The organism is Bradyrhizobium sp. (genome assembly GCF_035484855.1).
GTDB lineage: Bacteria > Pseudomonadota > Alphaproteobacteria > Rhizobiales > Xanthobacteraceae > Bradyrhizobium.
The window spans coordinates 1-24,290 of the sequence record NZ_DATHOP010000005.1 but is presented as its reverse complement, the minus strand read 5'-3'; the positions used below and the strand labels follow the sequence as shown (position 1 = coordinate 24,290).

Below are 24,290 nucleotides of genomic sequence, written 5' to 3'. Positions count from 1 at the left end.
GAACAGCAGGTCCCAGGACATCGCGAAGACGCCGAAATAATAGGCAACCGTCAACAGGCCGAGGATATAGCCGGACACATAAAGCGGCAGCGTCGCGGCGATCACGACGAGCGCGAGCGAAATGAAGAACAGCCGCGACTTGAAGAAATCCGCCATGCTCAACGCCTCCCGAGCAGGCCTTGCGGCCGAATATACATCACGATGACCAGCAGCAGCAGCGCCGGAATGGTGCGGTAGGCCGGCGAGACCAGGTAGGCCGTGAACGTCTCGAGATAGCCGACCACGAAGGCGGCGATCAGCGAACCCGAGACGCTGCCGAGACCGCCCAGCACCACGATCGAGAACGCGCTCGCGGTGAGCGGCCCGACGCTGTAGGAGCTGACCCCGAGGAACATGCCGAGCAGCACGCCGGCGATCCCGGCCAGGATGCCGTAGATCGCCCAGACCACGACATAGATGCTGGTAAGCTCAAGCCCGAGCAGCGTGACGCCGCGCGGATTCATTGATGCCGCCAGCACCGCCTTGCCGGTGCGGGTGCGGTTCACCAACAGCCAGAGCAGGCCGATCACGAGGCAGCAGACGACGGCGGTGAAGATCTCGTTCTTGGGCGTGCGCACGCCGAAGACGTCGACCACGCCCTCGACGATCGGCAGCACGGTCTTGGCGTTGTTGGTGAAGAAATACGCGATCAGTTCCTGGATCATGATCCCCCACAGCAGGGTGCCGGTGAGAACGAAGATCTCCTTCTCCTCGTTGGGAATCCGCGTCGATTTCTGCATCGGCTGCACCACCGCGTAATAGGTGGCGAACGCTGCGATCAGCGCGGCCAGGACGCCGACCAGCGCGCCGGCATAGGTGTTCATGTGCAGCATGCTGGCGGCAGCCCATGCGGCGACTGCCGCCAGCACCATGATGGCGCCGTGCGAGAGATTGAGCACGCCGGAAACGCCGAAGATCAGGGTGAAACCGGTCGCACCGAGAGCGTACAGGGCGCTGATGGCAAAGCCGTCTATCAAAATCTGGAAGGCAAGCATTTATATTGGCCGCGGCAGCACCGCTGCCTCACTCCTTGGAAACTACAAATAACGAAAAATGCTCCCGGGACAAGCCCGGGAGCATGATCATGGAAGGTTAGTTCGATGTGACCTTGATGAAGCTCGGGAACTTCAACTGGCCCTTGGCGACTTCCTTTGGCCAGACCGCGACCTGCTTGCCATCCTGCCATTGCAGCATCAAGCCGGTGATCAGGCCCTTGCCGTATTTGATCGAATGGGTGAACTGGTCGTCCTTGCCGTAGAACTGGATGCGGCCGATGGTGCCGACCCAGTCGGTCTTTTCCAGCGCCGCCACCAGCTTGTCGGCATCGGTCGATCCGGCGCGCTTGATGGCGTCGGCGATGTAGTAGACTTCGTCATACGAGGTGTAGCCGGCATAGGACGGGAAGTTGCCGAACTTCGCCTTGAACCCTTGCGTGAACGGCAGGCTCTTTTCGGTGACCGGGACGTCCGGGCCCGACACGCCCTGATAGAGCACGCCTTCGGCGGCGCCATTGGTGTCCGCGCCGAAGGTCGAGTTGGTGGCCTGCGAGGAGATCCCGAGCATCGGGATCGGAACCTGCTGGTTCTTCCACTGCACCGTCGGCTGCACGCCGACATGCGAAATGCCGGTGATGATCACATCGGGCTTGGCGCCTTCGATCTTGTTGAAGATCGGGGTGAAGTCGGTGGTGTCGGGCGAGAAGCGGATGTGGTCGAGCACCTTGAGCCCGATCTTGGGCAGGCACTCCTCATAGCCGACGTCGAGCGGCGTGGTCCAGGCGGCAACCTCGCTCATGATGACGGCGGTCTTCATGTGCTTCTGGTCGACCAGCAGATCCTTGGCAGCGTCGCAGACCGACAGCGCTAGCGCCGCCGAGGTCAGGTAGCCGTGGAAAGTGTACTTGTTCTTCTCATAATCGTTGTGGACGCTCTTGCTGATCTCGTTGGAGGCCGCGCCGGGCGTGATGAAAGGCGTCTTCAGCCGAGAGGCCCAGGGCTCCAGCGCCAGCACCACTTCGCTGATGTAGCTGGCGATAACGATGTTGACCTTGTCCTCGTTGACCGCGCGCTGGAAGGCGCGAACCGAATCCGCCGAGGAAGAGTGGTTGTCATAGGTGATGATCTCGACCTTGCGGCCGTCAACGCCGCCCTTGGCGTTGATCTCGTCGGCCGCCATCTGGGCCGCCTGCGGGATCGACGCGCCGGCGATCGCCTGCGCTTCCGCGATCACGCCGATCTTGATGGGGTCCGCGGCCAGCGCCGGGCCGGAGGTGGCAAGCAGGCCGAGCGCGGTCGCGCCGAGCAGCCCTTGCAATGACCAAAAAACAGGCGATCGGGAAGCTTTTGTCATATTGTTTCACTCCTCTTATTCATTGGATTTAGGCCGCTTATCCAGCTTTCCGGCCATTGTAACCGGGCATGCAGCCCCGGCAAGCAAAACCGCATGACACAAGCGCTCACGATGTCGCAACCGCAACTAAAGTAGATGGTAAACGGGCGCGAAGAAGCCGCGGCGCTTTAGGGAACCTGGCCCGTGCGCGCCGCCGGCTTGCGCTCGATCGGATCGATGTCGATGGCGCGCAGGCGGCCCATCCGCAGCACGTCGATCTCGAGCCTGCGATCGATCCGGTCGCGGTCGAGGATGCGGATCAGGTCGTCGACGCCGTTGACCTCGACGCCGTCGAGCCTGATGACGACGTCGCCGGGCAACAAGCCGGCCTTCGCCGCCGGCCCGTCCGGCTCGATCTGCGCCAGCAGCGCGCCCATCTTGTTGTCGACGCCGGCCAGCACCGCATGCCGTCGCGGGATCGGCGCGGTCTGGCCGGACACCCCGATATAGGCGCGGCGGACATAGCCGTGGCGGATGATTTCGGACAACACGAACTGCGCGGTGTTGCTGGCGACCGCGAAACAGATGCCCTGCGCGCCGGCGATGATCGCGGTGTTGATCCCGACCACCTCGGCCCGCGAGGACACCAGCGGGCCGCCGGAATTGCCGGGGTTGAGCGCGGCATCGGTCTGGATCACGTCCTCGATGGTGCGGCCGCTGACCGAGCGGATCGAGCGGCCGAGCGCCGACACCACGCCCGCGGTGACGGTCGATTCGAAGCCGAGCGGGTTGCCGATCGCGACTACGAGCTGGCCGCGCCGCAGGGTTTTGGAGTTGCCGAGCGAGGCGTAGCGCAAATCGCGCACGCCGTCGGCGCGCAATAGCGCCAGATCGGTGTCGGGATCGACGCCGAGCACGCGCGCGTCGGTGACGACGCCCTCGACGTCGCGCAGCCTGATCTGCTTGGCCGATCCGACCACATGGCTGTTGGTCAGCACCAGACCATCGGGGGCGATGACGATGCCCGAGCCGACCCCGCCGCGCTCGCGCCCTTTGCCGGCCACGGGGCTCGTTTCAACGCGGACCACGGCGGGTCCGACGCGTTCGGTGACGCCGATCACGGCGTTGGAATAGGCGTCGAGCAGGGCTTCGTCGTCGGGAGCGGCTTGGGTGTCGGCTTGCGAGGACGGGGCCTCGTCGAACGTATCTTGGGTAAAATCCAGCATCGAATTTCCTTTGGGCCTGTCAGATGGTGTTGATAACAGGGCCTCGCAAGTGCCCTTCCGGGCAGGGATGCCCTGTGGTTCAATGGCCCCCGAAATGCTGGGGAGCACCGACGATGCGGGTTCGCCGATTGGACCATGTGCTGCTCGCCATGCCGGCAGGGCGGGAAAGCGACGCCAGGCAATTCTACCAGGGCATTCTGGGCATCCCGGAGGCCAGCAAGCCCGAAGCCCTCGCGGCAAGAGGCGGCTGCTGGTTCGAGGACGGCGAGTTGAAGATCCACCTCGGGGTCGAAAAGGACTTTGTGCCCGCGCGCAAGGCGCACCCGGCCTTCATCGTCGACGACCTGGCGGGGCTGGAATTCAAGCTGAAGGCGTCGGGCTATCCGGTCGCCCATGACGCGCCGCTCGACGGCTACGACCGGATCTTCGTCAACGATCCCTTCGGCAACCGCATCGAGCTGATGCAGCCCAAGCCTCGATAGTTGAGCCGCGCTAGTTAGGGCGCGCTAGCCGCCCTCCAGCCGTTGCGCGGCTTCCATCCCTTCGCCGTTCCGCGCGGATCGCGCGCGTGATTTCGGACCCGGCCCGCGCATGTAGTGACGTTCGGGGCGATAGCGGTTGTTGCTCAAGCGCGTCACGGCCAGGATGCGGCGCAGGAATTGCACGAAAGCCATGATGAAAGCTCCGCCGATCATGTTCAAAGCTGTCCCGTCAACCGCTCGTGGAACGCGGAACTGCGCGGGTCGAGCCCGGTAAACGAAACCGTGGCGCCAAGCGCGCGATATTTGGTGTGGATCGAGTCCAGCGCCGCGACGCTGGAGGCGTCCCAGATCTGGGAAAAAGTGAGATCGATCGCGACCGCCTTGGGATCGGCGCCGTAGCAAAAGCGCTCGACGAGGTCGTTGCTGCTGCCGAAGAACAGCGGTCCGTGCACATCATAGCGAACCGAAAGCCCGTCAGGGCTGAGCGTGCGCTCGGCGCGGATCACATGCGCCACCCGGCGCGCGAACAACACCATGGCAAGCAGTACGCCGGCGGCGACTCCGAGCGCGAGGTTTCCGGTCGCAACCGTGACCGCGACGGTGACGAGCATGACCAGCGTTTCCGGAACAGGCATCCGCTTCAGGGTTGCCGGCTGCACACTGTGCCAGTTGATGGTCTTCAGCGCGACGATCATCATGACGGCGGCGAGCGCGACCATCGGGATCTGCGCCATCAAATGGCTGAGACCCGTCACCAGCAACAGCAGCACCAGCGCCGCGACCGCGGTCGACACCCGGGTCCGCGCCCGGCCGATCCTGACATTGACCACGGTCTGGCCGATCATGGCGCAGCCGGCGATGCCGCCATAGAAGGCGGCGGCGATGTTGGCTATGCCGAGCGCCCAGGACTCGCGGCCCTTGTGCGAGCGCGTATCGGTCAGCTCATCGACCAGTTTTGCGGTCAGCAGCGTTTCCAGGAGGCCAACGAAGGCGACGCTGAGCGCGGTCGGCCAGATGATCCGCAGGGTTTCGAGATCGAGCGGGACCGAGAGCTGCGTGATGCCGGGCAATCCCGGCGCCATGGCGCCCTCGCCGCCGACATTCGGGACGCTCAGATTTTCAATCATGACGATCGCGGTGACGACGATGATCGCGATCAGCGGCGCCGGCACCGCGACCGTAAAGCGCGGCATGATCAGGATGATGGCGAGCGAAAGTGCGAACAGCGGATAGACCAGCCAGGGCACGTTAAGGATGTGAGGCACCTGGGCTGCGAAGATCAGGATGCCCAGCGCATTGACAAATCCGATCATCACCGAGCGCGGCACGAAGCGCATCAGCCGCGCCAGCCCAGCCATGCCGAAGATGATCTGGATGATGCCCGCGATCGCAATCGTCGGCAGGATGTAGCCGACCCCGTGCAACTTGACCATCGGACCGATCACGAGCGCAATCGAGCCGGCCGCCGCCGTGACCATTGCGGGCCGACCGCCAAGCGCCGACATCACGAGACCCAATACGACTGACGCAACCAGCGCGACCTTGGGATCGACGCCGGAGATAAAGGAGAACGAGATCACCTCCGGAATCAGCGCCAGCGCCGTGACCAGGCCCGCCAGTGTCTCGCGGATCAGGACATTCGGCGAGCGCAGCACGGAAGTGACGGACGGGGTGTCGTCGAAATTTTGCAGCGCGGGGACGGTCGTGATCGACATGAAGCTATTTCCGAAATAGGGAGGATCGAGACTTGATGCGGAGACGTGAAGCGCCGCGGCGAGAGGAATCTTCGGGCTAGCGCATGACGCACCGGAACCCGATATGCGTGGTCGAGGTATCCTGCGTCTGGCTCTGCCGCGCCGCAGGCCGGTAGCGCAGGCAATAATTGGGCGCGCAGAGATGCGAGCCGCCTTTCACGACGCGGTTGGCCGTACGGTTGTTGTTTTCCCTGGCCTGGCAGCAGGATGGTTTTTCGCTTGCCGCTTGCGGCAACGCGTAGGCGCTCGCGGTCCACTCCCAGACGTTGCCGATCATGTCGTAAAGCCCAAAACCGTTGGCGGGAAACGCGCCGACCGGCGAGGTGCCTTCAAAACCGTCCTCGGCGAGATTCTCGAACGGGAAGCGGCCCTGCCAGGTGTTCGCCATCGCCTGCCCGCCCGGTGCAAATTCCTCGCCCCAGGCGTAGGTCGCGTCGTGAAGGCCGCCGCGCGCGGCGAATTCCCATTCGGCTTCGGTTGGCAACTCCTTATCGGCCCAGGCGGCATAGGCCGCGGCATCCTCGAACGCAACGTGAACGACGGGATGGTCCATGCGATCGTCGATGCCGCTCGCGGGACCTTCGGGATGTCGCCAGTTGGCGCCGGGAATGTAGGCCCACCAGGCGCGATAATCGCGCAAGTCCACGGGGCCGGCCGGCTTGGTGAAAACCAGCGAGCCCGGCACCAGAAACTCCGGATCGGCGTCGGGATAGACGGCGGGATCAGGCTCGCGTTCGGACAAGGTCTGATATCCCGTCGCCGCTATGAATTCGAAAAACTCGGCGTTGGTCACCGGGTGCGGATCGATCCAGAAGCCATCGACGCCGGCGGCACGCGCCGGCCGCTCCTCGCGATAGAATTTGTTCGACCCCATCACGAAATCGCCGCCGGGGATCCAGATCATGGATCCCCGGTCGATTACGCTGGAATACGCGACGGTCCTGTTTGCGGCCAGCAGGTCCATGAAGCTCAGGCTTCCGCGAACTTCTTCGGCACGAAGTCGAGCGGCGCGCCCGGCGGGATCAGTTCCTCCTTCTTGGCAGAATTATCGAAATCCCGGATGATGCGTTGCGCGTGCTGCATCACCCACCAGCGGACATAGCGCTGATTGACCGCCTCGCGCTCCTTAGGGTCTTCCTTCAGATGCGTGATGCGGGCGAAGCCGAGCGGCAGTTCCGGATCGTGAAAATGCTGCTGCCGCTTGAAGTTGATCTTGAAATCCTTCCATTTCACCGCGTGCAATTCGTCCTTCAACCAGACGATGCAGGATTCGCGATTGGAGGTTGGCTGCTCGCCGAGAAAGAACGGACCCTGGTCGACGCCGTCGATCAGCCGGTCTTTCGGCGGCTCGCAGCCGGTGAATTTCAACAGCGTGGTGAACATGTCGGTGACATGCACCATCTCGTTGCTTTCGGTGCCGGGCGTGATGTGGCCGGGCCAGCGGATCAGGAACGGCGTGCGGATGCCGCCTTCGGCCGAGGAGAAATACGAGCCGTCGAAGAAACCGCCGGTGCCGCGGCCGGCCAGATGATCCTCTGCGCCGTTGTCGCCGCACATGACGACAATGGTATTGTCGGCGACGCCGAGCTCGTCGAGCTTGTCGACCAGTACGCCGAAATCATGGTCCAGCATCAACAGGCAATCGCCCCACTCGCCGTTGTCGCTCTTGCCGACGAATTCGTCGCGCGGGCTCATCGGGAAATGCATCAGCGAGTGATTGAAGTAGCAGTAGAACGGCTTGTCGGCGGCGACCGACTTCTCCATGAATTTCAGCGCGCGCTTCTGGTATTCGAGGTCGCAGGTCTTCTTGGTCTCCATGGTGAGCTGCTCGTCGAGCAGCGGCCAGGCGCCCTTGCCCTTGACGCCCTCATGCATGTGCGAGAAGCCGTCGCGCTCAGGCACGTAATGCGGGTCTTCCAGCCACATGCATTCGTCGTAGGTGCGCAGCGGTCCGTACCACTCGTCAAAACCGTGGTCGGTCGGGAAGCGGCCGTCTTCGGCGCCGATGTGCCATTTGCCGTAGATCGAGGTGGCGTAGCCGGCCTCCGACAGGATTTCCGCGATAGTGCGCTCCCAGCGCACGATGCCGCCGCCATTGCCGCCAAGCGCGATGGTGTGGTTGCCCGAGCGGATCGGGAAGCGCCCGGTCATCAGCGCCGAACGGGTCGGCGTGCATTGCGGCTCGACCACATAATGGGTGAGCTTGGCGCCTTGCTTGGCGAATGTGTCCATGCGTTTGGTATCGGCGCCGCGCAGGATGCCGCCGCCGTAGCAACCCAGTTCTCCCATGCCGAGGTTGTCCACGTGGAAAAAAAGAATGTTTGGTTTCTTGGTCATTTGTAGCTCCGAGTTCGTGGCGCGATGTCGCGCCCCTTGGTAGATGTCCGCCGCGGCGAATGCGCCTGCGGCGTCTTGAAACGTTGGGATGTCAGAAGATCTCGCCCACCCCCTTCGGTCCGACGTTCATGCCGAAGCCGGCAAGGCCGCGGCTCTTCAGTTCGGGCTCCATGGCGGCAAGCGATTCCTCGCGGATCAATCCCTTGAGCTTCTGCACCAGGGCCATGAATTCCGGCGTCGTCGTCATCTCGGCGGTGCGCGGGCGCGGCAGCGGCACCTTGATTTCCGCCTTGATGCGTCCGGGCCGCGCCGTCATCACATAGATGCGGTCGGAGAGGAAAATCGACTCTTCGATGTCGTGGGTGATGAACAGCACCGAGATGCGGAACTGCTGCCAGATATTGGTGAGGATTTCCTGCATCACGACGCGGGTCTGGGTATCGAGCGCGCCGAACGGCTCGTCCATCAGCAACACCTGCGGGCTGGTCGCCAGCGCCCGGATGATGCCGATGCGCTGCTTCATGCCGCCGGACAGCTGGTCCGGGTAATGATCGGCGAAGGACAGTAGCCCTGCGAGATCGAGCAGCGAGCGCGCGGTGACGTCGCGTTTTCCCGCGTCGACGCCGGCCATCTTCAGCCCGAACTCGACGTTCTTGCGCACCGTGAGCCAGGGAAACAGCGAATATTGCTGGAACACCACGCCCCGATCGGAGCCGGGCTTGGTGATCGGCTTGTCGTCGAGGCGCGCCTCGCCGGTGGTCGGCGCCATGAAGCCGGCCACGATGGAGAGGATGGTCGACTTGCCGCAGCCGGAGGGACCGATCAGGGAGACGAATTCGCCGGGCTGCACATTGAGGCTGACGTCCTGAACCGCGACCACCTCATTGTCGTTGGCGCCGAACACAACGCCCATGTCGCGGACGTCGATCAGACCTTTGTCGACCGCACTGATTTGCTGGGTGTTCATTTCTTGCTCCCGGGTGCGTAAGCGAGCCAGGGCATCATGAGGATGCCGCAGAGGCGGATGATTCCACTGCAGACCAGGCCCAGGACGCCGATGGTGATCATGCCGAGCACGATCGCGGGATAGTTCACCAGCGAATAAGCTTCCCAGGTGAAGTAGCCGACACCGAACTGGCCCGAAATCATCTCGGCTGCGATCAGCGAGACCCAGGCCACGCCCATGCCGACGGCAAGGCCGGTGAAGATATGCGGCAGCGAGCCGGGCAGAATCACGTTCCAGAACAGCCGGACTTCGCCGGCGCCGAGGCAGCGCCCGGCGCGGATCAGCACGCCGTCCATCGAATGCACGCCGTGCACGGTGTTCAACAGGATCGGAAAGAACGCGCCGATGAAGGTGATGAAAACGATCGCTGATTCGTTGTTCGGCCACAGCATAATCGACATCGGCACCCAGGCGATCGCCGGAATCGGGCGCAGGATCTCGACCGCCGGCATGAAGAGGTCGCTGACCCGGCGGTATTTGCCGATCACGAGCCCGAGCGGCACGCCGACCGCTATCGCGATGGCGAAGCCGAGCAGGATGCGCCGCACGCTGTAGACCACATTGACCAGAAACTTGTTGGAGGCGCCGACTTCGACCGCCTGCCTGAAAACTTCATAGGGCGTCGGCACATTCTTGAAGCGGATGTAGAATTCGAGCCGGTATTTGGTTCCGAGATACCAGAACAGGAACAGCGCGCCGATCGAGAGGCAGGCGAGCAGCGCCGTGATCACCTGGTCGCGGGTGATGCGCTCGAGCAGCGGCTTCATCTTCAACGCGCCGATTTCAACCTCGGGCGCGGGCTGCGGAATAACCGTAGCCTGGACTGCCGGCGCCTTGACGCTTTCCGTCTCAACGGTTGTCACGGTCGCCTGATATTCGGCCTGCGGGTCCACTAGCGAGATCCTTGCTTTCTGCATTCGCTCTCTGTTGAACATGGCTGTTCTCTTTCAAGGCTGATGACTAGTGGCTGGCGTCGACCGCGCTGAGCGCCTCGGCGTAGGTCGCAAGTTTGCCGTTGTGCTTGCTGGCATAGGCTTCCGCGTCATGCTTGAGCATGAACGGCACCACTTCCGGCTTCTTCGGATCGTCGCCGCCGACCGAGTAGAAGGCGGCGTCGGCGAACACCTTGATGCCGAGTTCATGATCGACCAGGTAAACCGCGTTGAGCTTGCGTTCCTGGCTCGTGAATTTCTTGACACCCATCAGCGTGCAGGCCGGAGAGCTGAACGGCACGATGTCGCCGCCCTGGATCCAGACCTCGCCGGCTTCGCGGGGATTGCTGACCGGCGCGTTGCAGACGGGATCGTTGCCCGCGACCTGATAGCCGGTCATGGTCGCGAGCTGCTTGTCGTAGTCGAGGCCCAGATCCTTGTAGGCCTGCCGCACATAGCTGTCGTTGACCCAGGCGCCGATATTAAGGTCCTTGATCATGTTCAGCTTCTTCAGCACCGCGTAGTTCGCCTTGATCGCATCGACCCAGGCCGGCTTGATGGTCGGGTCGAGCGTGTGGATCCCGCCGGGGCCGAGAAAGATGTAGACGACCTCCTTGTTGATCTTGGTCCACTCCTCGACCTTCTCGGCGCCGAGCTTGGGGTTCTTGCGCATCCAGTCGTTGGCCTCCATCAATGCTTCGATGTAGGCGACGACGATCTCGGGATATTTCTCGGCAAAATCCTTGCGCACCACCACGCCGTGGAAGGTCGGCGTCTTGGTCTCGGCGCCGTCATAGATCTTGCGGGCGAAACCGCGGAACGGCAGCAGCTCGGCGAACGGGACGAAGTCCGCATGCGCATCGATCCGCTTCTCCTGAAGATTGGTGCTGCCGATTTCCGGCGACTGCGACACCAGGTTCCAGAAGTCGGGCGGCAATCCCTTTTGTTCCAGCGCGCGCTGCATCATGCCGTGCGCGGCGGAGCCGAACGGCACCGAGACGTTCTTGCCCTTGAGATCGGCGAGCTCGTAATACGGCGAGTCCTTGTGGACGACGATGCCGTTGCCGCTGCCTTCCGCGTTGTAGGCGATGATCGCGACCAGTTGGGTTTCGTTGCCGGTCGCTTGTCCGGTGGCGCCGTTCACCATCAAGGGATAGTCGCCCATCATCCCGATCTGGATGTTGTTGGCCATCATGCCGTTGGTGATCGGCGGCCCCGAGGTGGCGTTCTGCCAGGACAGCGAATATTTGAAATCCTTGTACTTGCCGGTGGTCGGCAAATGCTTTTCGAACAGGCCGAGTTCTTTCAGGACGGCGCCCCCGGTAACCGTGTTGGTCGTGGTGTTCTGAATGCCGATGCCGATCTCGAGCGTGGTCTGTGCGCCTGCCCGATCGGGCGAGAGCACGATGGTTGCAACTAGCAGCAGGGCAACGAAGCCGAGGGATTTGCAGACGGGGCCGACTCGCATCAGAACGATCCTTTCGAACTAAACCATGCAGGTGTGCCGTGGGATGCCAACGCGTCGCGCCTTGGCCGCGAACGGGAGCGGCGTAACGGGTTGAGCCGCGGACAGTCGTGGCCTTCCGCGCTGCAAGCGATATGCCATCGAGTTCATGCCGATGGCGAAGTGCGGAACCGGTCCGCCAGAGCGATGCGCGATGGGAAGCGATGCGGTCATCTTGCCGTGAACTCGTTTGCCCCTGACGAACGACCAATCGTTCGATGGCTGAGTTCTGGACCGGTCACCTTGAATCGAAAACGGCAAAGGGCCCGAGCGCGCAACCTATTGCGAAGAAAGCCGCGCTGCTCAATTAATGGACATTACGCATGCCGATTTTGGCTAACCGGTGGGCGCGATGACTGATGTTTGGTCAGACCGCAGCCAGCGTCCACAAGAGCGGCAGCGATCGTGCTATTCGCGCGCACCGGCAGGATGACAGCGATCGACATCGATCTTGAGATGATGGGCCGCGCATCGGCGCTTGCTGGTTGTGTCTCGCGCGATATGCGAGGCGGGCGGCCGCGGAGCGCCGCGCGCGATCTCAGGCCTCGCTCGATGCGACGAATTTCGCCAGCTTGCCGTCGCGGATCTTGGCGAGCATCTCGGCGTCGGTGATCACGAGGTTGGTGCCGTGCGCGTGCAGGATGCCAAGATCGGCAAATCGCTTGAGGCTGGTGGTGACGGATTGGCGCGTCACGCCCGTCATATGCGCAAGGTCGGCATGGGTGAAGGACGCGGCGATCAGGATGCCGTCGCGTTCTTCCACGCCGTACAAATTCATCAGATGCAGCAACAGCTGCGAGAGCCGCTCGGTCGGCGATCGCGTGCCGAGCATCTGCGCCAGCGCCGAATAGCATTGGCCCTTGAAACTCAGGCCTTCGATGATCCCGATCGCAAGCTGCGGGATCGTCAGCACCATCTGGCGCAGCACGTCGCCGGGCAGATGCAGCACGGTGCTGTTGACGGCGGCGGAGCCCGACCAGACGTGCAGGCCCTGCTTGAACACCTCGGGCCCGCCGACGAAATTGCCGGAATGCCAATAGGCCAGCGTGATCTCGCGGCCCGACGGCGCGATGTAGAACACCTTGATGCGACCGCTCTCGATCAGATAGATGCCGTCCTGCGGGCTGCCCTGGCGGAACAGTTGCGCGCCACGGTAGAGCACCTTGCGCTTGCCGGATCCCAACACCCGCGCCTTCTCGGCTTCGGTCAGTCCCCGGAACAAGGCCGGCGGCCCGCTGCGCTGCGCGCCGCCGTCGGTCATCAGCAGGGCGCCGAACTGGGCCGGTGTATCCTTGCTCATCATCTATCCGCGCGAAGCCATGGGTTGTCCGGAGGTCGCGGCAATATATCCCGACACGCGCGGCTTGAACCCGGCAATTTTCGATTCCCGTTCAAAAAGCTCGGGTCTTCCGCTGGCCATCAGGCATCAGGTCGGAATCACGTAGCGGACGAGGCAAAGGCTGACGATCAGAAGAAATAGCAATGACAACGTCACCGCGGCCGTGACTTTCCCGCCGACGCGCCCGATGATGCGCAGGTCGACGCCGAGCCCCAAGGCCGCCATCGACATGATGGTCAGGATGCTTGCCGCCTTCTGCAGCGGGAACACGGCGCCCCCCGGTATCAGGGATAGCGAGCGGAGCCCGGCGAGTGCGAAGAAGGCGACAATGAACCACGGCACCGTGGCGAAGAAGCGGTTCGTGTTTGAAAGGCCTGAGGATCGATCGCCGCGAAGGCCCCGCGCAGACACCGCGATGCATGCGACGACCGGGCCGAGCATCATCACCCTGATCAATTTGACCAGCGTGCCGATTTGCGTGCTGACAAGACCCGCCGGCACCGTCGCCGCCAGCACCTGCGGAACCGCGTAGACCGTCATTCCGGCGAGGATTCCATACTGCGTCGCTGTCAGTTGCAAGAGCGGGATCAACAGCGGCAGGCCGAGAACGACGATGACGCCCAGCACCGCCGTGAAGGAAATCGAGGAGACGATATCGTCCTTGCTGGCGCCGATCACCGGTGCCACCGCCGCAATCGCCGAGTTGCCGCAGATCGAATTGCCGCAGGCGACCAGGATCGACAGCCGGATCGGCAGGCCGAGCGCTCGGCCGATGCCGAAACTGACCCCGAGCGACAGGATCACGACGGCAACGATGATAACGAGCAACGTGAAACCGGAAGCTGCAATCGCGGAAAATGTCAGCGAGGCGCCGAGCAGCGCGACCGCGACCTCCAGCAGTTGTTTGGCGCTGAAGGCGATACCGGCGCTCCAGCGGCGACCGGGTTCCCAAAGCGTCCGCAGCACGATCCCAAGCAGAATCGCGATCACGATGGCTTCGAGATAGGGATGCCCGATCAGGTGCTCTTCGGTCGCCTGGATCGTCATCGCAACCAGGGTGACGATCGCGCACAGCGCTACGCCCCAAAGCAAGGGGACGGTCTTGGCGATGGCTCCGCCGGCAAGCCCGGCATTGTCAGGGGAATCGACTCGATCTGGCACGCGACATCCTTCAAGGAGAAGGAATTATGCGCCAAACCCGCAGAAATGGAAAATATCAATTCCGCATGGCCGCCACAGCCGCCATGCCCCTCGCCCGCGTCTTCCGACTTTCGTCGTTAACGCGTGACCATTTGGGCCGGTTCGCTGGCGCTGCCGACCTGAAACGTCGGGCTCGCCGGATAATAGATCACCCGCGCGGATACGATGACCACGACCAGCAGCCAGAACAGATATTGACCGACGCGGTTGAGAACCGCGGACGCGGTTCTTCCCGGCTCGCGCTCACCGCGCGCAGCGTCCGGCAATATCTCGCCATAAGCGTCGAATTTCTCGGTCAGCATCGCGTTCAACCGTGGTTTCACCTGCGATTTATGTCGCAACAGACGCCGGCAAAACAATAGTTGGAACTTGCAATGTTGGGGCGGGGACGGCTGCTTTGTTTTGCGGGACACCCTGGGAAGAGAATTTCAATTACGGCGCGCCAAACCCGGCCGTGAACGGGGCCGGTCTGTCACTCCGGATGGGCCCGCGCCGTCGATTTTCGCGATACCAGTTCGATCGGCAATTCGATCAGGGATTTCGCGTCTCGGCCCGCCAGTTCATCGAGCAGGCAACCGGCCGCCGCCTCGCCGATCCGCGCCACCGGCAGATGCACGCTGGTCAGCGGCGGGAAGATATGCGCGGACATCTCGATATTGTCGATGCCGACGACCGATAAGGCCTTGGGCACCTTGAGCCCGCGCGAATGCACTTCCTCGATGCAGCCAATCGCCAGCATGTCGATGCCGCCGATCAGGGCCGTCGGCGGCTGATTCAGTGCGAGCATCGACGAGCAGCCGGTTCGGCCGCCGGCGAGCGTCAGCGGTTGTTCGCTCACCAGCCAGTCCGGCAAATCCAGCGCAGCGTCGCGAAGTGCCGCGCGAATGCCGGCAAGCCGCGCTTTTTGACGGTCGTTGAATTGCAAGCCTCCGACGACCGCGCCGATCCGCTTGTGGCCGAGGTCGAGAAGATGTCGCGCGGCGAGCCGGCCGGCCTTTTCATTGTCGACGGTGATCGAACTGGCGCGCTCGTCGCCACACCAGGTCAGGACCACCGGGACACCGGCACCTTCCAAGAGCTGCCAGCTGGCCGCGGGACGTTCCGCCCCCACCAGCATGAGACCGTCGACACCGCGGGCGAGCAGGATGCGAATCGCCTCCGCCTCGGCGGCGGCGTTGTAATCATGCGAAGCGACCAACAGCTGATAGCCATGTTGCGAGAGTTTTGCCTGCATCGACTGCAGAGCGCGCGCGAAGATCGGGCTGTCGAGCGTCGGCACCACGGCGCCGATGGTCATCGAACGCCCCGAGGCCAGCGCCCGCGCCGCGCCCCCCGGCACATAGCCAAGCCGCGCGGCGCTCGACCTGACCCGCGCCAGCGTTGCGGAATTCACCAGCTCCGGCTGCGCGATGGCTCGCGAGACCGTCGCCGGCGAGACGCCCGCGTCGCGCGCGACGTCGAGGAGTTTTATTCGGCGGTTGATACCCATTTTCATCCGACTGAAAGAATTTTCAGCAGTCTTACCTCATGGCAGGCGAACTTCCAAAGTAAATCGAGGAAACGTGCATTGACAATCCCTGTTAACGCCAAGAAACTGAAAGCGCTTTCATTGCAAGCTCCTGGAAACGCCGGATGATCGGGTGGCGCCGCACAGCGATTGGATGGGCGACGCTCGCGGTCCTGGTGCTGCTGTGGTTTTCGCTGACGACATGGAGCGGCTTGGTCTCCGCCGGACGATTTCCCTCGCCCGCCGATTTCTGGTTTTCGCTGGTTCAGATCACGACGCGGGGTTACGCCGGCGGTGAACTCTTTACCCATGCGCTGCATAGCCTGACGCTCGTCACGCTCGGATTTCTCGTCGCGGTCGCAACCGGCGTGCCGCTCGGGCTGTGGATGGGCTGGAGCCGCCGCGTCAATAGCGATAGTTATGCCCATTTTCATTGACGTCGTGATTGTCGCTCACACAATTTTCTATAACCTGTAGAACATCGCCGGGTACCACATAGCCTCGCCCAACCGCCTTGCAATTCTACCGGAATGGTAGTATGTTAGTGTCAGTTCTACTGTCTCGCCGCCGGAAAAAGCGCCCTGTTTTAAGCGCCTCTTAGCCGGGCTTCGAAACCGGAGTTGGCGATCAAAGGCTGTAGTCGCTGCCCGCGATGCCGCACCCTCGGCACGGGATCAACAGCCAAAGCACGTGTCAGGCATGGGCCACTCCGTTCTGGAGGGCCATACCATGCCCGAGCAGTTTTCTTCCGAAAATATCCTAGCCGTTAACATTCCCGAAGCGTGCCGCCGCATCAGCGTCGGTGAAACGCTGCTGCGCGAGATGATGGCAGACGGCCGAGTACCCTTCTCTCGCCTCCCGGGGGCCAAGCCGGAAAGCCGAGGTCGCATTGTCATACGCGTAACCGATCTCGACAAATTGTTAATCGCGACGCGGGTTGATGTCACCGGCAATGACGCTCGGACTACTCGACTCCGCCCCAAGGTGGTTGCATGCAAAGGAAGCCGTGATGAAAACGCGGTTGCCCGGTTAACGCGAGATTAAATCGAACGAAGCGATTGACTAGAAATACGAACCGACTGGCAAGGTCGAAGGCGTCTCTATTGAACCCGGGATACGGCCCCGAACTCCGAGCAAGAACAATGTCAGACAATCCCCCGTACCCCGACGAGTTTCAAGCCGCCTTTGAAGCGGCGTTCATCTGTCACCGCATCCACGCGCATCCCGCTGGAGGTTTCAAGCCCCGCACATATAATCCCAAGGATTGGGCCGACGCGCGGAAGTGGGTTGCGAAGCAGGGCGACGATTGCAAGTTCTACTTCTCACCTGCCAATATCAAACCCGGCTGCAAACAAACACGCAAAGAGGACATGCTGTCGTCGGAGTGGTTATGGGCCGATCTTGATCCTCGTTTCGGCGAAGACCTCTATGCTGAGCGCGCGCAGATGAACCTTCTTCTTGAAGAGGACCTAATCGTCCCGTTGCCCACGATGATCATCGATAGCGGTCGTGGCAAGTGGGGATTTTGGAAGCTCAGCACCCCTCATGTATTCGATGGACCCAATGGTGCCGCGACACGCGCATTCGAAGCCGCGCTTCGTGGTCTTGGGCAGGCGTTCGCGCCTTACGGTGATAAGTCGGTCAAGAACATCAATCGCGTCGCGCGCCTTCCCGGCACCGTGAACGCTAAGACTGGCGCGACCGCATCAGTGCTGGAGTTCAACCAGGGTACCTATACACTCGCCAACTTCCCGACCATCGTAGTCGAACGCAAGGTTCGAACCGAGGGCAGCGGTGAAGCCATTCCGCTCAACATCTTCAAGGCAGCGCTAGCCGCGACGCCGTATAAAGGCGGACCCGAAGGGCTCGACGATCGCAATGAACAGTCCGGCTGGTTTGCGTTCATGGAAGCTGTCCACGAAGCCGCAGGCGGCGAGTGTGGCGGCGAATACTTCGAAGCCTTCTATGATTGGTGTCAAACTGACCCCGAGTTTGATGGTGCGTGGACACGTGAGAGCGTACAAGGCCGATGGGACAGTCTCGACAGCGCAGCCGTTGGCGGCATCACACGTGGGTCATGGATCAAGTTGGTCCGGTCGTTCACTGGCAATGACGAGCTTGCATCAAAGATGGCAGGCGACGCCGACGCTGCCGACGAATTCGCCGATGATGGCGCAGGCGCACCGTCGAATCCGAAGAGCAGCAAGAGTCGTGCTCGCGCGATCAACCTGATCAGAAACCTTCGCACCAAGACCACAGGCAATGGCTGCACTGAGGACGAGGCCAGGTCCGCGGCGGAGAAGATCGCGAAGTTCATCGCGAAGTACAGCCTGACCGAAGACGATCTCAAAGACGAACCAACAAGCGCCACGGTGTCAGACGGCTCATCGCCGGAGTGGTTCGACTTCACTAAGGGGTTTGTCTATATTGGCTTCTTTGAGCGGTTCCTTGAGCTTCAATCGCGCAAAATGTGGAAGACCACGGCGATTGATAAATTCTACGCGTCCGTACGCGTGATGGACAAAAAGCCGGGCGCGCCGTTGTCCGCGTACATCTTCGTCAATCAGTCAGTGCCGATGCACAAGTCGGTAGTGTACGAGCCCGGCAAGGATGCAGTGATCGGTGACAACTTCAATATGTGGCTGCCATCCGACATCGAGCCGAAGGAGGGCGATACTTCGAAATTTGACGCTCACATGGAATATCTATTTCCTGATCCGGTGCCGCGTGATCGCGTGCTCAATTGGCTGGCGTGGGTATATTGCAATCAGAACCTAAAGCCGCGTCACGCGTTGCTTGTGCACGGCGAGATACCGGGGACCGGAAAATCATTCATCGCGCACATGCTATCGCGACTGCTGGGCCGGAAATTGCCAGATGGTCTCATTTCGGGCACGACACTGATCAAAGGCAAGACGCTTGAAGCCGCTCATGGTGGATGGGAGTGTCAGACCAAGCTTGTAGTCGTCGAGGAAGTCCGTCCGGGCTTTGGCAGTTCGCAGGCCGTGGTGAAGGGGCTGCACGATCTGATCAGCGAGCCGACCATCCTTTTGGACAAGAAAAACCTGGACCCTGAGACCATCCGCAACGTGCTGGCGTTCCTCCTGTTCTCAAATAAGGACAACGCGGTCACCATCGACAACGCCGACCGAAGGTATGAGATTGAAACAGTGGACACGCTGTTGCGGAAGCTACAGCCGAAGTCGGAGGACTACTACATTGCGCTCTATGACCTGATCGACGACCCGACCGCGATGGCCGCCGTGGCGTATCAGTTCAAGACCCGCGACCTCAAGGGCTACTCGGGATTGAGCGCGGCGCCGTTGACCGCAGCCAAGATCAAGATGGCCGACGAGACCCGCGACGAACTTGAGCTTTGGTTTGATGAGCATCGCTCATCGCCGCCGCTGTCGTATCGGCTCGTCAGGCTCGACGACGTTTTGGAGATCATCCCCCAAAACATCGAACGCACGACCAGCAATCTTCGCAAACGCGTCACTGATCTGTTGCGTGACAGGCTCAATGGCGAATATCTCGACAAGGTTCGGCTCGGCGGTCGCCAAGAGGATCAGCCGCGTCTGTGGCGCATCAATAAGGAGACGACCGAGCCAGTTGACCGTAAGTTGTTTCCCGACAAGCGGCTGTCACGCATGTATCGGTTCGAGCGCGGGAAGCTGACGGCACAAGAGAAGGTCGAGAAGGCCGCTATCGATGCACGCTACAGGGCGCAGGCGATTGCCGAAGTTCGGGCCGAGTTCGATGATGTGAATGCTGTCATCGTTGATGAGTTCGCCGACCTGATGTGATCGCAACGAACCTCGTTGATTCAGTCAAGCTTTTGCCGGGCGACCGTGTCGAGTACGCGGGCGGGCGACAGATGACGGACGAGTGAATCATGAAATTTCGCGGCACAGTGGTCCGCGTGGCGCCGCGCGGTGACATCCTGATTCATGACGACCGTGGCTTCGACACGTAGCTCGCTGCGGCAGCAATGAACCGACGTCGCTATGCGCACTGTCGTTCGGGCAGTCGAGGCGGACGGCGATGCAAGCCGAACAAATGGTTGGCGGACATTTCGTCGAAGTTTGGCAAGACGAGCGCCGGATTGGTAGGTTCGCTACCAAGGCGAAGCCAAAATAGGTCACCGCTGATTTCAAATTAGGGCCAGGGTCAAAACAAGCCAGTACCTGCTGTCGAGCGAGGCCGCCCGTCACCTTGGGAGTGTTGGCCGGCCATGGGCCATCAGCAATGATGCGGAATTTGCTGCCGCAGGATTATGGCCCGGTCTATACGGCATACGAGCGTGAGTTAGACCGGTGATCCGTCGGCCCGGGTGAGCCGCCCCCTTAAAACGTGCCGGGGCAACACTTGTACCCGTGCCGCAGCGACTCCTGCATGGTGATCCGGTAATCCGGGACTGGAGGAGTCGACCGCAGGCCGCCGGGGGATAGATAAGTGGATAACAGGGGCTGTAGACTGGTGCAGCACGCTTATCGATTATTTTGTTTTCTCCGGCTTCCCTTTACTTCAAATAGTAGTGGATCACTGGATCATAATTGAAGGAAGCCTTATAGTATTGGGCTTTTAGCGTGATCCGTAGTTGAGACGCCGCTGCGTGGCCCCTGCCTCACTGGTTCACCTAACGCCTGGATTGTGGGTTTTGCATATTTTACAGCGGGTAATAGTCCCCTGCGTTAACCATCTTTGTTAACTATACGCGCGCGCGAGAGATTTAACTCAATTCAGATTATTCCCTAGCGCGGGTTCGCTTAGGGATGTGACCGAGCTTGGATCGGCATTCGGCGACGTGACGTTGGCTGAAGGATTTCCCTCCAACTGTCAATAAACCCCAATTCCGGAAAAGGCTTCGCCCGTACCGACCTAAATTCCTCATCGCGATTTTATTTCTAAACCTGAATTCCTTCGCGATACGAGCTATTACCCTAGGGCTCGCATGCCTTACGCTATGGTCGTTAGTCACTCCTAAATTCAGAACCCGAAGAATAAACCGGAATTCAGAATTAAAAGTCCACTTGCTACGGCACTCATTAAGCACGCCACTCGATCACGTCGCGAATCTCTTGAAGCCGGCACCGCAATATGCAGATATGGCCATGCGTAAAAGCTGAAGCACCAAGGACGGTGACTTCTACCAACCTACCTTATGGCCCTCATCCCTTTTCACGGGGCCACGGACTGATCACACCGGCGCAAATGCGGTGTGTGCGAGATGGAAAGGTGTAGACGCGGGCGACAGACTATTCGTCGTCAAACATCTTTCCCTCACCGGGTCTTTACCGGGGGATCAGTGAAAGGGCATCCATATGCCACGATGTAAATATTGGGTCGGCACCCTGATCGACGGGCACGAGCCTGCCTACAACCCGCGCCCGCTCGATGAGAACAGTTGTCGCATCGCGCCTGCATCCACCCGCACACCAAGCCGCACAAGTTACATGCGACTTTTAATCGAATGCCTGACTGATCCCGGTGACGTGGTAGTCAATCCGGCCGCAGGCGGATTCTCGACACTCGACGCCGCGCTAAGTGTCGGCAGGCATTTTCTCGGCTGCGAATTTCTCCCTGAGAACCATCCTGCTCTCAAACCATAAGGCGATCCCATGACACAGGAACAGAAGGCGATTGCCAAAGTCTTGGCAGAGGCGGAACGACTAGGGATTCTGAAAACAAGGCGAATCCCCCTAGCCCTCGCTCAAGAGCGAGTGCTGGCGCTAAACCATCTCATATGGGCCGTTGACCGTGAGGTGCTTAATGCGTTGCCGCAACGGCCCGATATGTTTCGGCCCGATACGGACCAAGACCCTCGCGGCACAAAGGGCACGCTCGCAAAGGCCCCTTGGTTTCAGCGCATCTTATGGGACTGCGAGCGGGTTGCTCAAGCCCGTGCGCACGACTGGGCTGCAAACTGGGCGGGTGAAGAGAGGTATTACGATTTTTATGACGACGCCGCAGAATACGACGCGGCTTTCCGTGAGAGATACGCTGAATCGCTCGCGGAGACACTGGCGGCGGCACTGGCGGACCCAGATGCTTTCTTAAAAGACTACTCTGCATATTGGCATAGGCCAAGCGGTGCGTGACCTAGCCGAGATTCACGCGATGAAAGCTCATAACCAAGGCTCTCACTTGGGACTTGCGCTGCAGGCCTCACATTTCAGCAGAGGAACCTGGATCGCATGTTGTCCCGGGACAAACAACACCCTCGAACTGCAGCCAAAGCGAAATCTATTCTATTGTGGCGCCTGCAAGGTCGGCGGCGGCATAGACGAACTCGACGGGTTTGTTGTCCAGAGAAGGAGTACAGCTTCCGGTTTCATCAGAGGACGAATCCTACACTGACCATCTAAGGAACTGTGCCTTACACGGACGGGGGATTTAGTTCCAACTTTGCCAGCCCGTGCAGATTGCAGAACTGGCTAAATCGGAGACTTACAATGACCGCAATTGACTACCGAATGACGCGCCGAAACATCCTCATTGGTGCTGCTGCCTCCCTGATATGCGCGCCTCCAATTGTTCGAGCCGCAAGTCTGATGCCGGGGCGCGGCCTGCCATTACAGTTTCTAAATCCGGAGTTTTTAGATCCTTTGGGACAATTCTATCGACATAATTTTTACCACTCGCTCGACAGCGACTTGAGAGCGGGCCGTGCCATGAGCACGGTTAGCAACGGGAAGATAATTTCTGTCGCCGACGCCCAGCGGATGGTCGCGCGTGCGCGGGCACAAGGATGGCTTCCGCCTTACTCGACGACCGGTAAGCCGGCGAATGTCCCGCCACTGAAAAATGGTGCCAGCGTTTCAGGCTTATAGGCGATTTGGCTGCAGATACCTTTGTCATCATCGGTGCACACTTGTGCAACGCCTACGTATCGGGAGATCACGCTTCTATGAACGCTCTCATTGATCGTCGAAACCGGTTTGCCGTTTTCGTCCTGAGCTTCGTAGAGTTTCTGATTGATCTTGACGGCACATTTCCTCATTCCAATAGGCCCGATGCTGAATCGTGCACGGGTGCTGTGACGTCAAGCGCCGTCGGGTCGGGTAAGCATGTCCAATCAAGGGTAAGCCCCACCACTTCGGCCTGTTTGGCCATCCAGACGAGCGGAATGTCGGCGAGGCGACGTGTTTTGTAGCCCCCGCCGACATCGGCGTAAACGCCGGCAAACCATACTTGTTCGATAGAGACGTTCGGTGGGGCGGCAACGGTCCAGAACGTAGGCGTAAAGTCGCGTCGATGCTCATCGATCGCCAGCGCCTGCACGGCGCGCTTCACAAAAGGCGAAGGATTCGTGTCATGAAACGCAAACTTCTCCTTATTGTTTGCTGCGAGCAGGCTGCCCGGAATCCCAAGACTTCCAACGGAATCCCACACACCCAGAAAGGTAATTGAAGGATCGAGGTGGCATTGTACGCCATACTTCGCAGCGAAAGCTGCCGGCGAGTGCGGCTTTGGGCTACGGTAATAGATCCACGCATCGGGCAACGCGCCCAAGGCCTGACGATATAAGATGCCACAGGCTGTGATCAGACCTGCAAGGCTCCGGGCGGTAAAGGCGCCGCGCGAGAACCCGAAGAGATATATTTCATCGCCGGGGACGTAGTTTTGAGCGATGAATTGATAGGCCGAACGGATGTTGTCATCCACACCGACGCCAGTGGCGCCTTCGATCCATGTCTCAAGTTTTAATCCTGTCGTCCCCACGCCCCGAAGGTAGAGCACGATTTGGAGAATGCCGCCTGTTTGCTGGGAGCCATGAATGGCGCGTGCCAGGACGGAGACATTCGTGTCATCTGTCTGGGTATCATCGGCGTTCCAAGTCCCGTCGCAGCAAACAATGATACGCTTCATCATGTTCTCCTTCGATCGACAGGATAACGCGCTCCCCGCGGGCAATGCTGCGCCGGTCATCGTAGGATGATCGACCGCGTCAGTAGCTGCTCCGTTCAAGTCTGTTGCGTGATCTTAGCTTATGCCGTCGGCGCATGGCGGGTTAATAGCTAAATTTGTCTACACGTTTCGCTTGTGTGGGGTGACAAGGCGTGAATGTCATTTCCTCAAGGACGGGTTGTCCCCTAGATGTAGATTTGATAGTTAAGGCGTCATCTGGCACGCTTTTTGGGGGTCGCTGGAAAGATTCCATAAGGCACATTACGCGAATCAAAATCCCATTTTGACTCACCTCTCTTTCCGCGACGAAGAAGGTTGCTGAGATCCTGGTTAAGATGGAGTCGACTTCGCTGCTACCAGCCCTGGAAAGTAGGGGTAGTATGCAACACTCTGAAATGAGATATGGGGTCATTCCCCAATTGAGGGCCTCCCTGCAGAAACGCGATGAGCCCTAGCTCGTGCTCACTCTCCCAAATTTTGAAAATAGATTTCCAAAAAAAATAAAAGAACATAGGGAGAAAGTTACGAGTCTATGGTGACACATGAAATGCAGTCGTTCTCCGATTAGGACTTCAAAGAGACGCCTAGCAGGCTGTTGAAGAAGTCTTTGAGCGACGGGCGATGAATGGGACGTTGTCGCCGTTGAGGAGGCAGATCTCCCCTTCGAGTGAACCGTCATGCTGCAGTTCGGCCCAGCCGTCACCCTCGGCTGGCTCCATTTCGTC

General features: G+C 60.5%; 22 protein-coding genes and 1 pseudogene. 7 read left to right on the top strand and 16 right to left on the bottom strand.

Features of this window, described 5'->3' with window-relative positions:
- The 4 genes and pseudogenes from VK804_RS00340 to VK804_RS00325 all read right to left on the bottom strand — a co-directional run.
- A pseudogene (locus VK804_RS00340) lies at positions 1 to 156 on the bottom strand (branched-chain amino acid ABC transporter permease); the annotation flags it as partial.
- Positions 157 to 158: 2 nt separating this feature from the next.
- Positions 159 to 1,034, bottom strand: coding sequence for a branched-chain amino acid ABC transporter permease (locus VK804_RS00335; RefSeq protein WP_325366513.1), 876 nt, complete (start codon positions 1,032 to 1,034; stop codon positions 159 to 161).
- A 97-nt stretch (positions 1,035 to 1,131) separates the two neighbouring features.
- Positions 1,132 to 2,388, bottom strand: coding sequence for an ABC transporter substrate-binding protein (locus tag VK804_RS00330; RefSeq protein ID WP_325366511.1), 1,257 nt, complete (start codon positions 2,386 to 2,388; stop codon positions 1,132 to 1,134).
- 167 nt (positions 2,389 to 2,555) lie between these two features.
- On the bottom strand, positions 2,556 to 3,593 hold the full coding sequence (locus VK804_RS00325; protein WP_325366509.1) for a S1C family serine protease: 1,038 nt from the start codon (positions 3,591 to 3,593) through the stop codon (positions 2,556 to 2,558).
- Positions 3,594 to 3,706: 113 nt separating this feature from the next.
- Between VK804_RS00325 and VK804_RS00320 the strand changes: the two genes are divergently transcribed.
- Positions 3,707 to 4,075 carry a VOC family protein gene (locus tag VK804_RS00320; protein ID WP_325366507.1) on the top strand — a complete coding sequence of 123 codons (369 nt, stop codon included), beginning with the start codon at positions 3,707 to 3,709 and terminating at the stop codon, positions 4,073 to 4,075.
- 24 nt (positions 4,076 to 4,099) lie between these two features.
- Here the strand turns inward: VK804_RS00320 and VK804_RS00315 are convergent, their stop codons facing one another.
- The 11 genes from VK804_RS00315 to VK804_RS00265 form a co-directional block, all read right to left on the bottom strand.
- A complete protein-coding gene (locus VK804_RS00315) occupies positions 4,100 to 4,294 on the bottom strand; it encodes a hypothetical protein (protein WP_414642688.1) in 195 nt (64 codons plus the stop codon).
- A complete protein-coding gene (locus VK804_RS00310; protein WP_325366505.1) occupies positions 4,291 to 5,790 on the bottom strand; it encodes a SulP family inorganic anion transporter in 1,500 nt (499 codons plus the stop codon). Before VK804_RS00310 ends, VK804_RS00315 begins: the two co-directional genes overlap by 4 nt.
- Before the next feature lie 76 nt (positions 5,791 to 5,866).
- A complete protein-coding gene (locus VK804_RS00305; protein WP_325366503.1) occupies positions 5,867 to 6,733 on the bottom strand; it encodes a formylglycine-generating enzyme family protein in 867 nt (288 codons plus the stop codon).
- A gap of 65 nt (positions 6,734 to 6,798) precedes the next feature.
- On the bottom strand, positions 6,799 to 8,166 hold the full coding sequence (locus VK804_RS00300) for an arylsulfatase (protein ID WP_325366501.1): 1,368 nt from the start codon (positions 8,164 to 8,166) through the stop codon (positions 6,799 to 6,801).
- Positions 8,167 to 8,257: 91 nt separating this feature from the next.
- Positions 8,258 to 9,133: an ABC transporter ATP-binding protein gene (locus VK804_RS00295; protein WP_325366499.1), complete on the bottom strand. Its 876-nt coding sequence runs from the start codon at positions 9,131 to 9,133 to the stop codon at positions 8,258 to 8,260.
- Positions 9,130 to 10,089, bottom strand: a complete 960-nt coding sequence (locus VK804_RS00290) for an ABC transporter permease (RefSeq protein WP_325366497.1) — start codon at positions 10,087 to 10,089, stop codon at positions 9,130 to 9,132. The genes VK804_RS00295 and VK804_RS00290 overlap by 4 nt, the downstream gene beginning before the upstream one ends.
- A gap of 43 nt (positions 10,090 to 10,132) precedes the next feature.
- On the bottom strand, positions 10,133 to 11,572 hold the full coding sequence (locus VK804_RS00285; RefSeq protein ID WP_325366495.1) for an ABC transporter substrate-binding protein: 1,440 nt from the start codon (positions 11,570 to 11,572) through the stop codon (positions 10,133 to 10,135).
- 574 nt (positions 11,573 to 12,146) lie between these two features.
- Positions 12,147 to 12,908, bottom strand: a complete 762-nt coding sequence (locus tag VK804_RS00280; protein ID WP_325366493.1) for a Crp/Fnr family transcriptional regulator — start codon at positions 12,906 to 12,908, stop codon at positions 12,147 to 12,149.
- A gap of 126 nt (positions 12,909 to 13,034) precedes the next feature.
- Positions 13,035 to 14,108: a YeiH family protein gene (locus VK804_RS00275; protein WP_325366491.1), complete on the bottom strand. Its 1,074-nt coding sequence runs from the start codon at positions 14,106 to 14,108 to the stop codon at positions 13,035 to 13,037.
- A 116-nt stretch (positions 14,109 to 14,224) separates the two neighbouring features.
- A complete protein-coding gene (locus VK804_RS00270; RefSeq protein ID WP_325366489.1) occupies positions 14,225 to 14,458 on the bottom strand; it encodes a hypothetical protein in 234 nt (77 codons plus the stop codon).
- A 161-nt stretch (positions 14,459 to 14,619) separates the two neighbouring features.
- Positions 14,620 to 15,636: a LacI family DNA-binding transcriptional regulator gene (locus tag VK804_RS00265; RefSeq protein WP_325366487.1), complete on the bottom strand. Its 1,017-nt coding sequence runs from the start codon at positions 15,634 to 15,636 to the stop codon at positions 14,620 to 14,622.
- A gap of 143 nt (positions 15,637 to 15,779) precedes the next feature.
- Between VK804_RS00265 and VK804_RS00260 the strand changes: the two genes are divergently transcribed.
- From VK804_RS00260 to VK804_RS00240, 6 genes are all read left to right on the top strand, one after another.
- Complete coding sequence (locus tag VK804_RS00260) at positions 15,780 to 16,091, top strand: hypothetical protein (protein ID WP_325366485.1); 312 nt, start codon at positions 15,780 to 15,782, stop codon at positions 16,089 to 16,091.
- Between the two features lie 292 nt (positions 16,092 to 16,383).
- Complete coding sequence (locus tag VK804_RS00255; protein WP_325366483.1) at positions 16,384 to 16,698, top strand: hypothetical protein; 315 nt, start codon at positions 16,384 to 16,386, stop codon at positions 16,696 to 16,698.
- A 98-nt stretch (positions 16,699 to 16,796) separates the two neighbouring features.
- Complete coding sequence (locus VK804_RS00250) at positions 16,797 to 19,460, top strand: DUF5906 domain-containing protein (RefSeq protein WP_325366481.1); 2,664 nt, start codon at positions 16,797 to 16,799, stop codon at positions 19,458 to 19,460.
- 1,518 nt (positions 19,461 to 20,978) lie between these two features.
- The gene (locus tag VK804_RS32920) at positions 20,979 to 21,266 is read left to right on the top strand and encodes a DNA methyltransferase (protein WP_414642687.1); all 288 of its coding nucleotides are present in this window, start codon (positions 20,979 to 20,981) and stop codon (positions 21,264 to 21,266) included.
- A gap of 9 nt (positions 21,267 to 21,275) precedes the next feature.
- Entirely contained in the window at positions 21,276 to 21,755 is a 480-nt protein-coding gene (locus VK804_RS00245; protein ID WP_325366479.1) for a hypothetical protein, read from the top strand.
- 354 nt (positions 21,756 to 22,109) lie between these two features.
- Positions 22,110 to 22,487, top strand: coding sequence for a hypothetical protein (locus VK804_RS00240; RefSeq protein WP_325366477.1), 378 nt, complete (start codon positions 22,110 to 22,112; stop codon positions 22,485 to 22,487).
- A 166-nt stretch (positions 22,488 to 22,653) separates the two neighbouring features.
- Here the strand turns inward: VK804_RS00240 and VK804_RS00235 are convergent, their stop codons facing one another.
- Complete coding sequence (locus VK804_RS00235) at positions 22,654 to 23,526, bottom strand: DUF2235 domain-containing protein (protein WP_325366475.1); 873 nt, start codon at positions 23,524 to 23,526, stop codon at positions 22,654 to 22,656.
- Positions 23,527 to 24,290: the final 764 nt, after the last annotated feature.

What these genes read in the sequence shown, in the direction of transcription:
- VK804_RS00335 (WP_325366513.1), bottom strand. Translation starts at nt 1,034, where the DNA reads ATGCTTGCCTTCCAGATTTTGATAGACGGCTTTGCCATCAGCGCCCTG.
- VK804_RS00280 (WP_325366493.1), bottom strand. Translation starts at nt 12,908, where the DNA reads ATGAGCAAGGATACACCGGCCCAGTTCGGCGCCCTGCTGATGACCGAC.
- VK804_RS00240 (WP_325366477.1), top strand. Translation starts at nt 22,110, where the DNA reads ATGACCGCAATTGACTACCGAATGACGCGCCGAAACATCCTCATTGGT.
- VK804_RS32920 (WP_414642687.1), top strand. Translation starts at nt 20,979, where the DNA reads ATGCCACGATGTAAATATTGGGTCGGCACCCTGATCGACGGGCACGAG.
- VK804_RS00325 (WP_325366509.1), bottom strand. Translation starts at nt 3,593, where the DNA reads ATGCTGGATTTTACCCAAGATACGTTCGACGAGGCCCCGTCCTCGCAA.
- VK804_RS00260 (WP_325366485.1), top strand. Translation starts at nt 15,780, where the DNA reads ATGATCGGGTGGCGCCGCACAGCGATTGGATGGGCGACGCTCGCGGTC.
- VK804_RS00295 (WP_325366499.1), bottom strand. Translation starts at nt 9,133, where the DNA reads ATGAACACCCAGCAAATCAGTGCGGTCGACAAAGGTCTGATCGACGTC.
- VK804_RS00255 (WP_325366483.1), top strand. Translation starts at nt 16,384, where the DNA reads ATGCCCGAGCAGTTTTCTTCCGAAAATATCCTAGCCGTTAACATTCCC.
- VK804_RS00250 (WP_325366481.1), top strand. Translation starts at nt 16,797, where the DNA reads ATGTCAGACAATCCCCCGTACCCCGACGAGTTTCAAGCCGCCTTTGAA.
- VK804_RS00290 (WP_325366497.1), bottom strand. Translation starts at nt 10,089, where the DNA reads ATGCAGAAAGCAAGGATCTCGCTAGTGGACCCGCAGGCCGAATATCAG.
- VK804_RS00310 (WP_325366505.1), bottom strand. Translation starts at nt 5,790, where the DNA reads ATGTCGATCACGACCGTCCCCGCGCTGCAAAATTTCGACGACACCCCG.
- VK804_RS00305 (WP_325366503.1), bottom strand. Translation starts at nt 6,733, where the DNA reads ATGATCTGGATCCCCGGCGGCGATTTCGTGATGGGGTCGAACAAATTC.
- VK804_RS00320 (WP_325366507.1), top strand. Translation starts at nt 3,707, where the DNA reads ATGCGGGTTCGCCGATTGGACCATGTGCTGCTCGCCATGCCGGCAGGG.
- VK804_RS00245 (WP_325366479.1), top strand. Translation starts at nt 21,276, where the DNA reads ATGACACAGGAACAGAAGGCGATTGCCAAAGTCTTGGCAGAGGCGGAA.
- VK804_RS00265 (WP_325366487.1), bottom strand. Translation starts at nt 15,636, where the DNA reads ATGGGTATCAACCGCCGAATAAAACTCCTCGACGTCGCGCGCGACGCG.
- VK804_RS00235 (WP_325366475.1), bottom strand. Translation starts at nt 23,526, where the DNA reads ATGAAGCGTATCATTGTTTGCTGCGACGGGACTTGGAACGCCGATGAT.
- VK804_RS00330 (WP_325366511.1), bottom strand. Translation starts at nt 2,388, where the DNA reads ATGACAAAAGCTTCCCGATCGCCTGTTTTTTGGTCATTGCAAGGGCTG.
- VK804_RS00285 (WP_325366495.1), bottom strand. Translation starts at nt 11,572, where the DNA reads ATGCGAGTCGGCCCCGTCTGCAAATCCCTCGGCTTCGTTGCCCTGCTG.
- VK804_RS00300 (WP_325366501.1), bottom strand. Translation starts at nt 8,166, where the DNA reads ATGACCAAGAAACCAAACATTCTTTTTTTCCACGTGGACAACCTCGGC.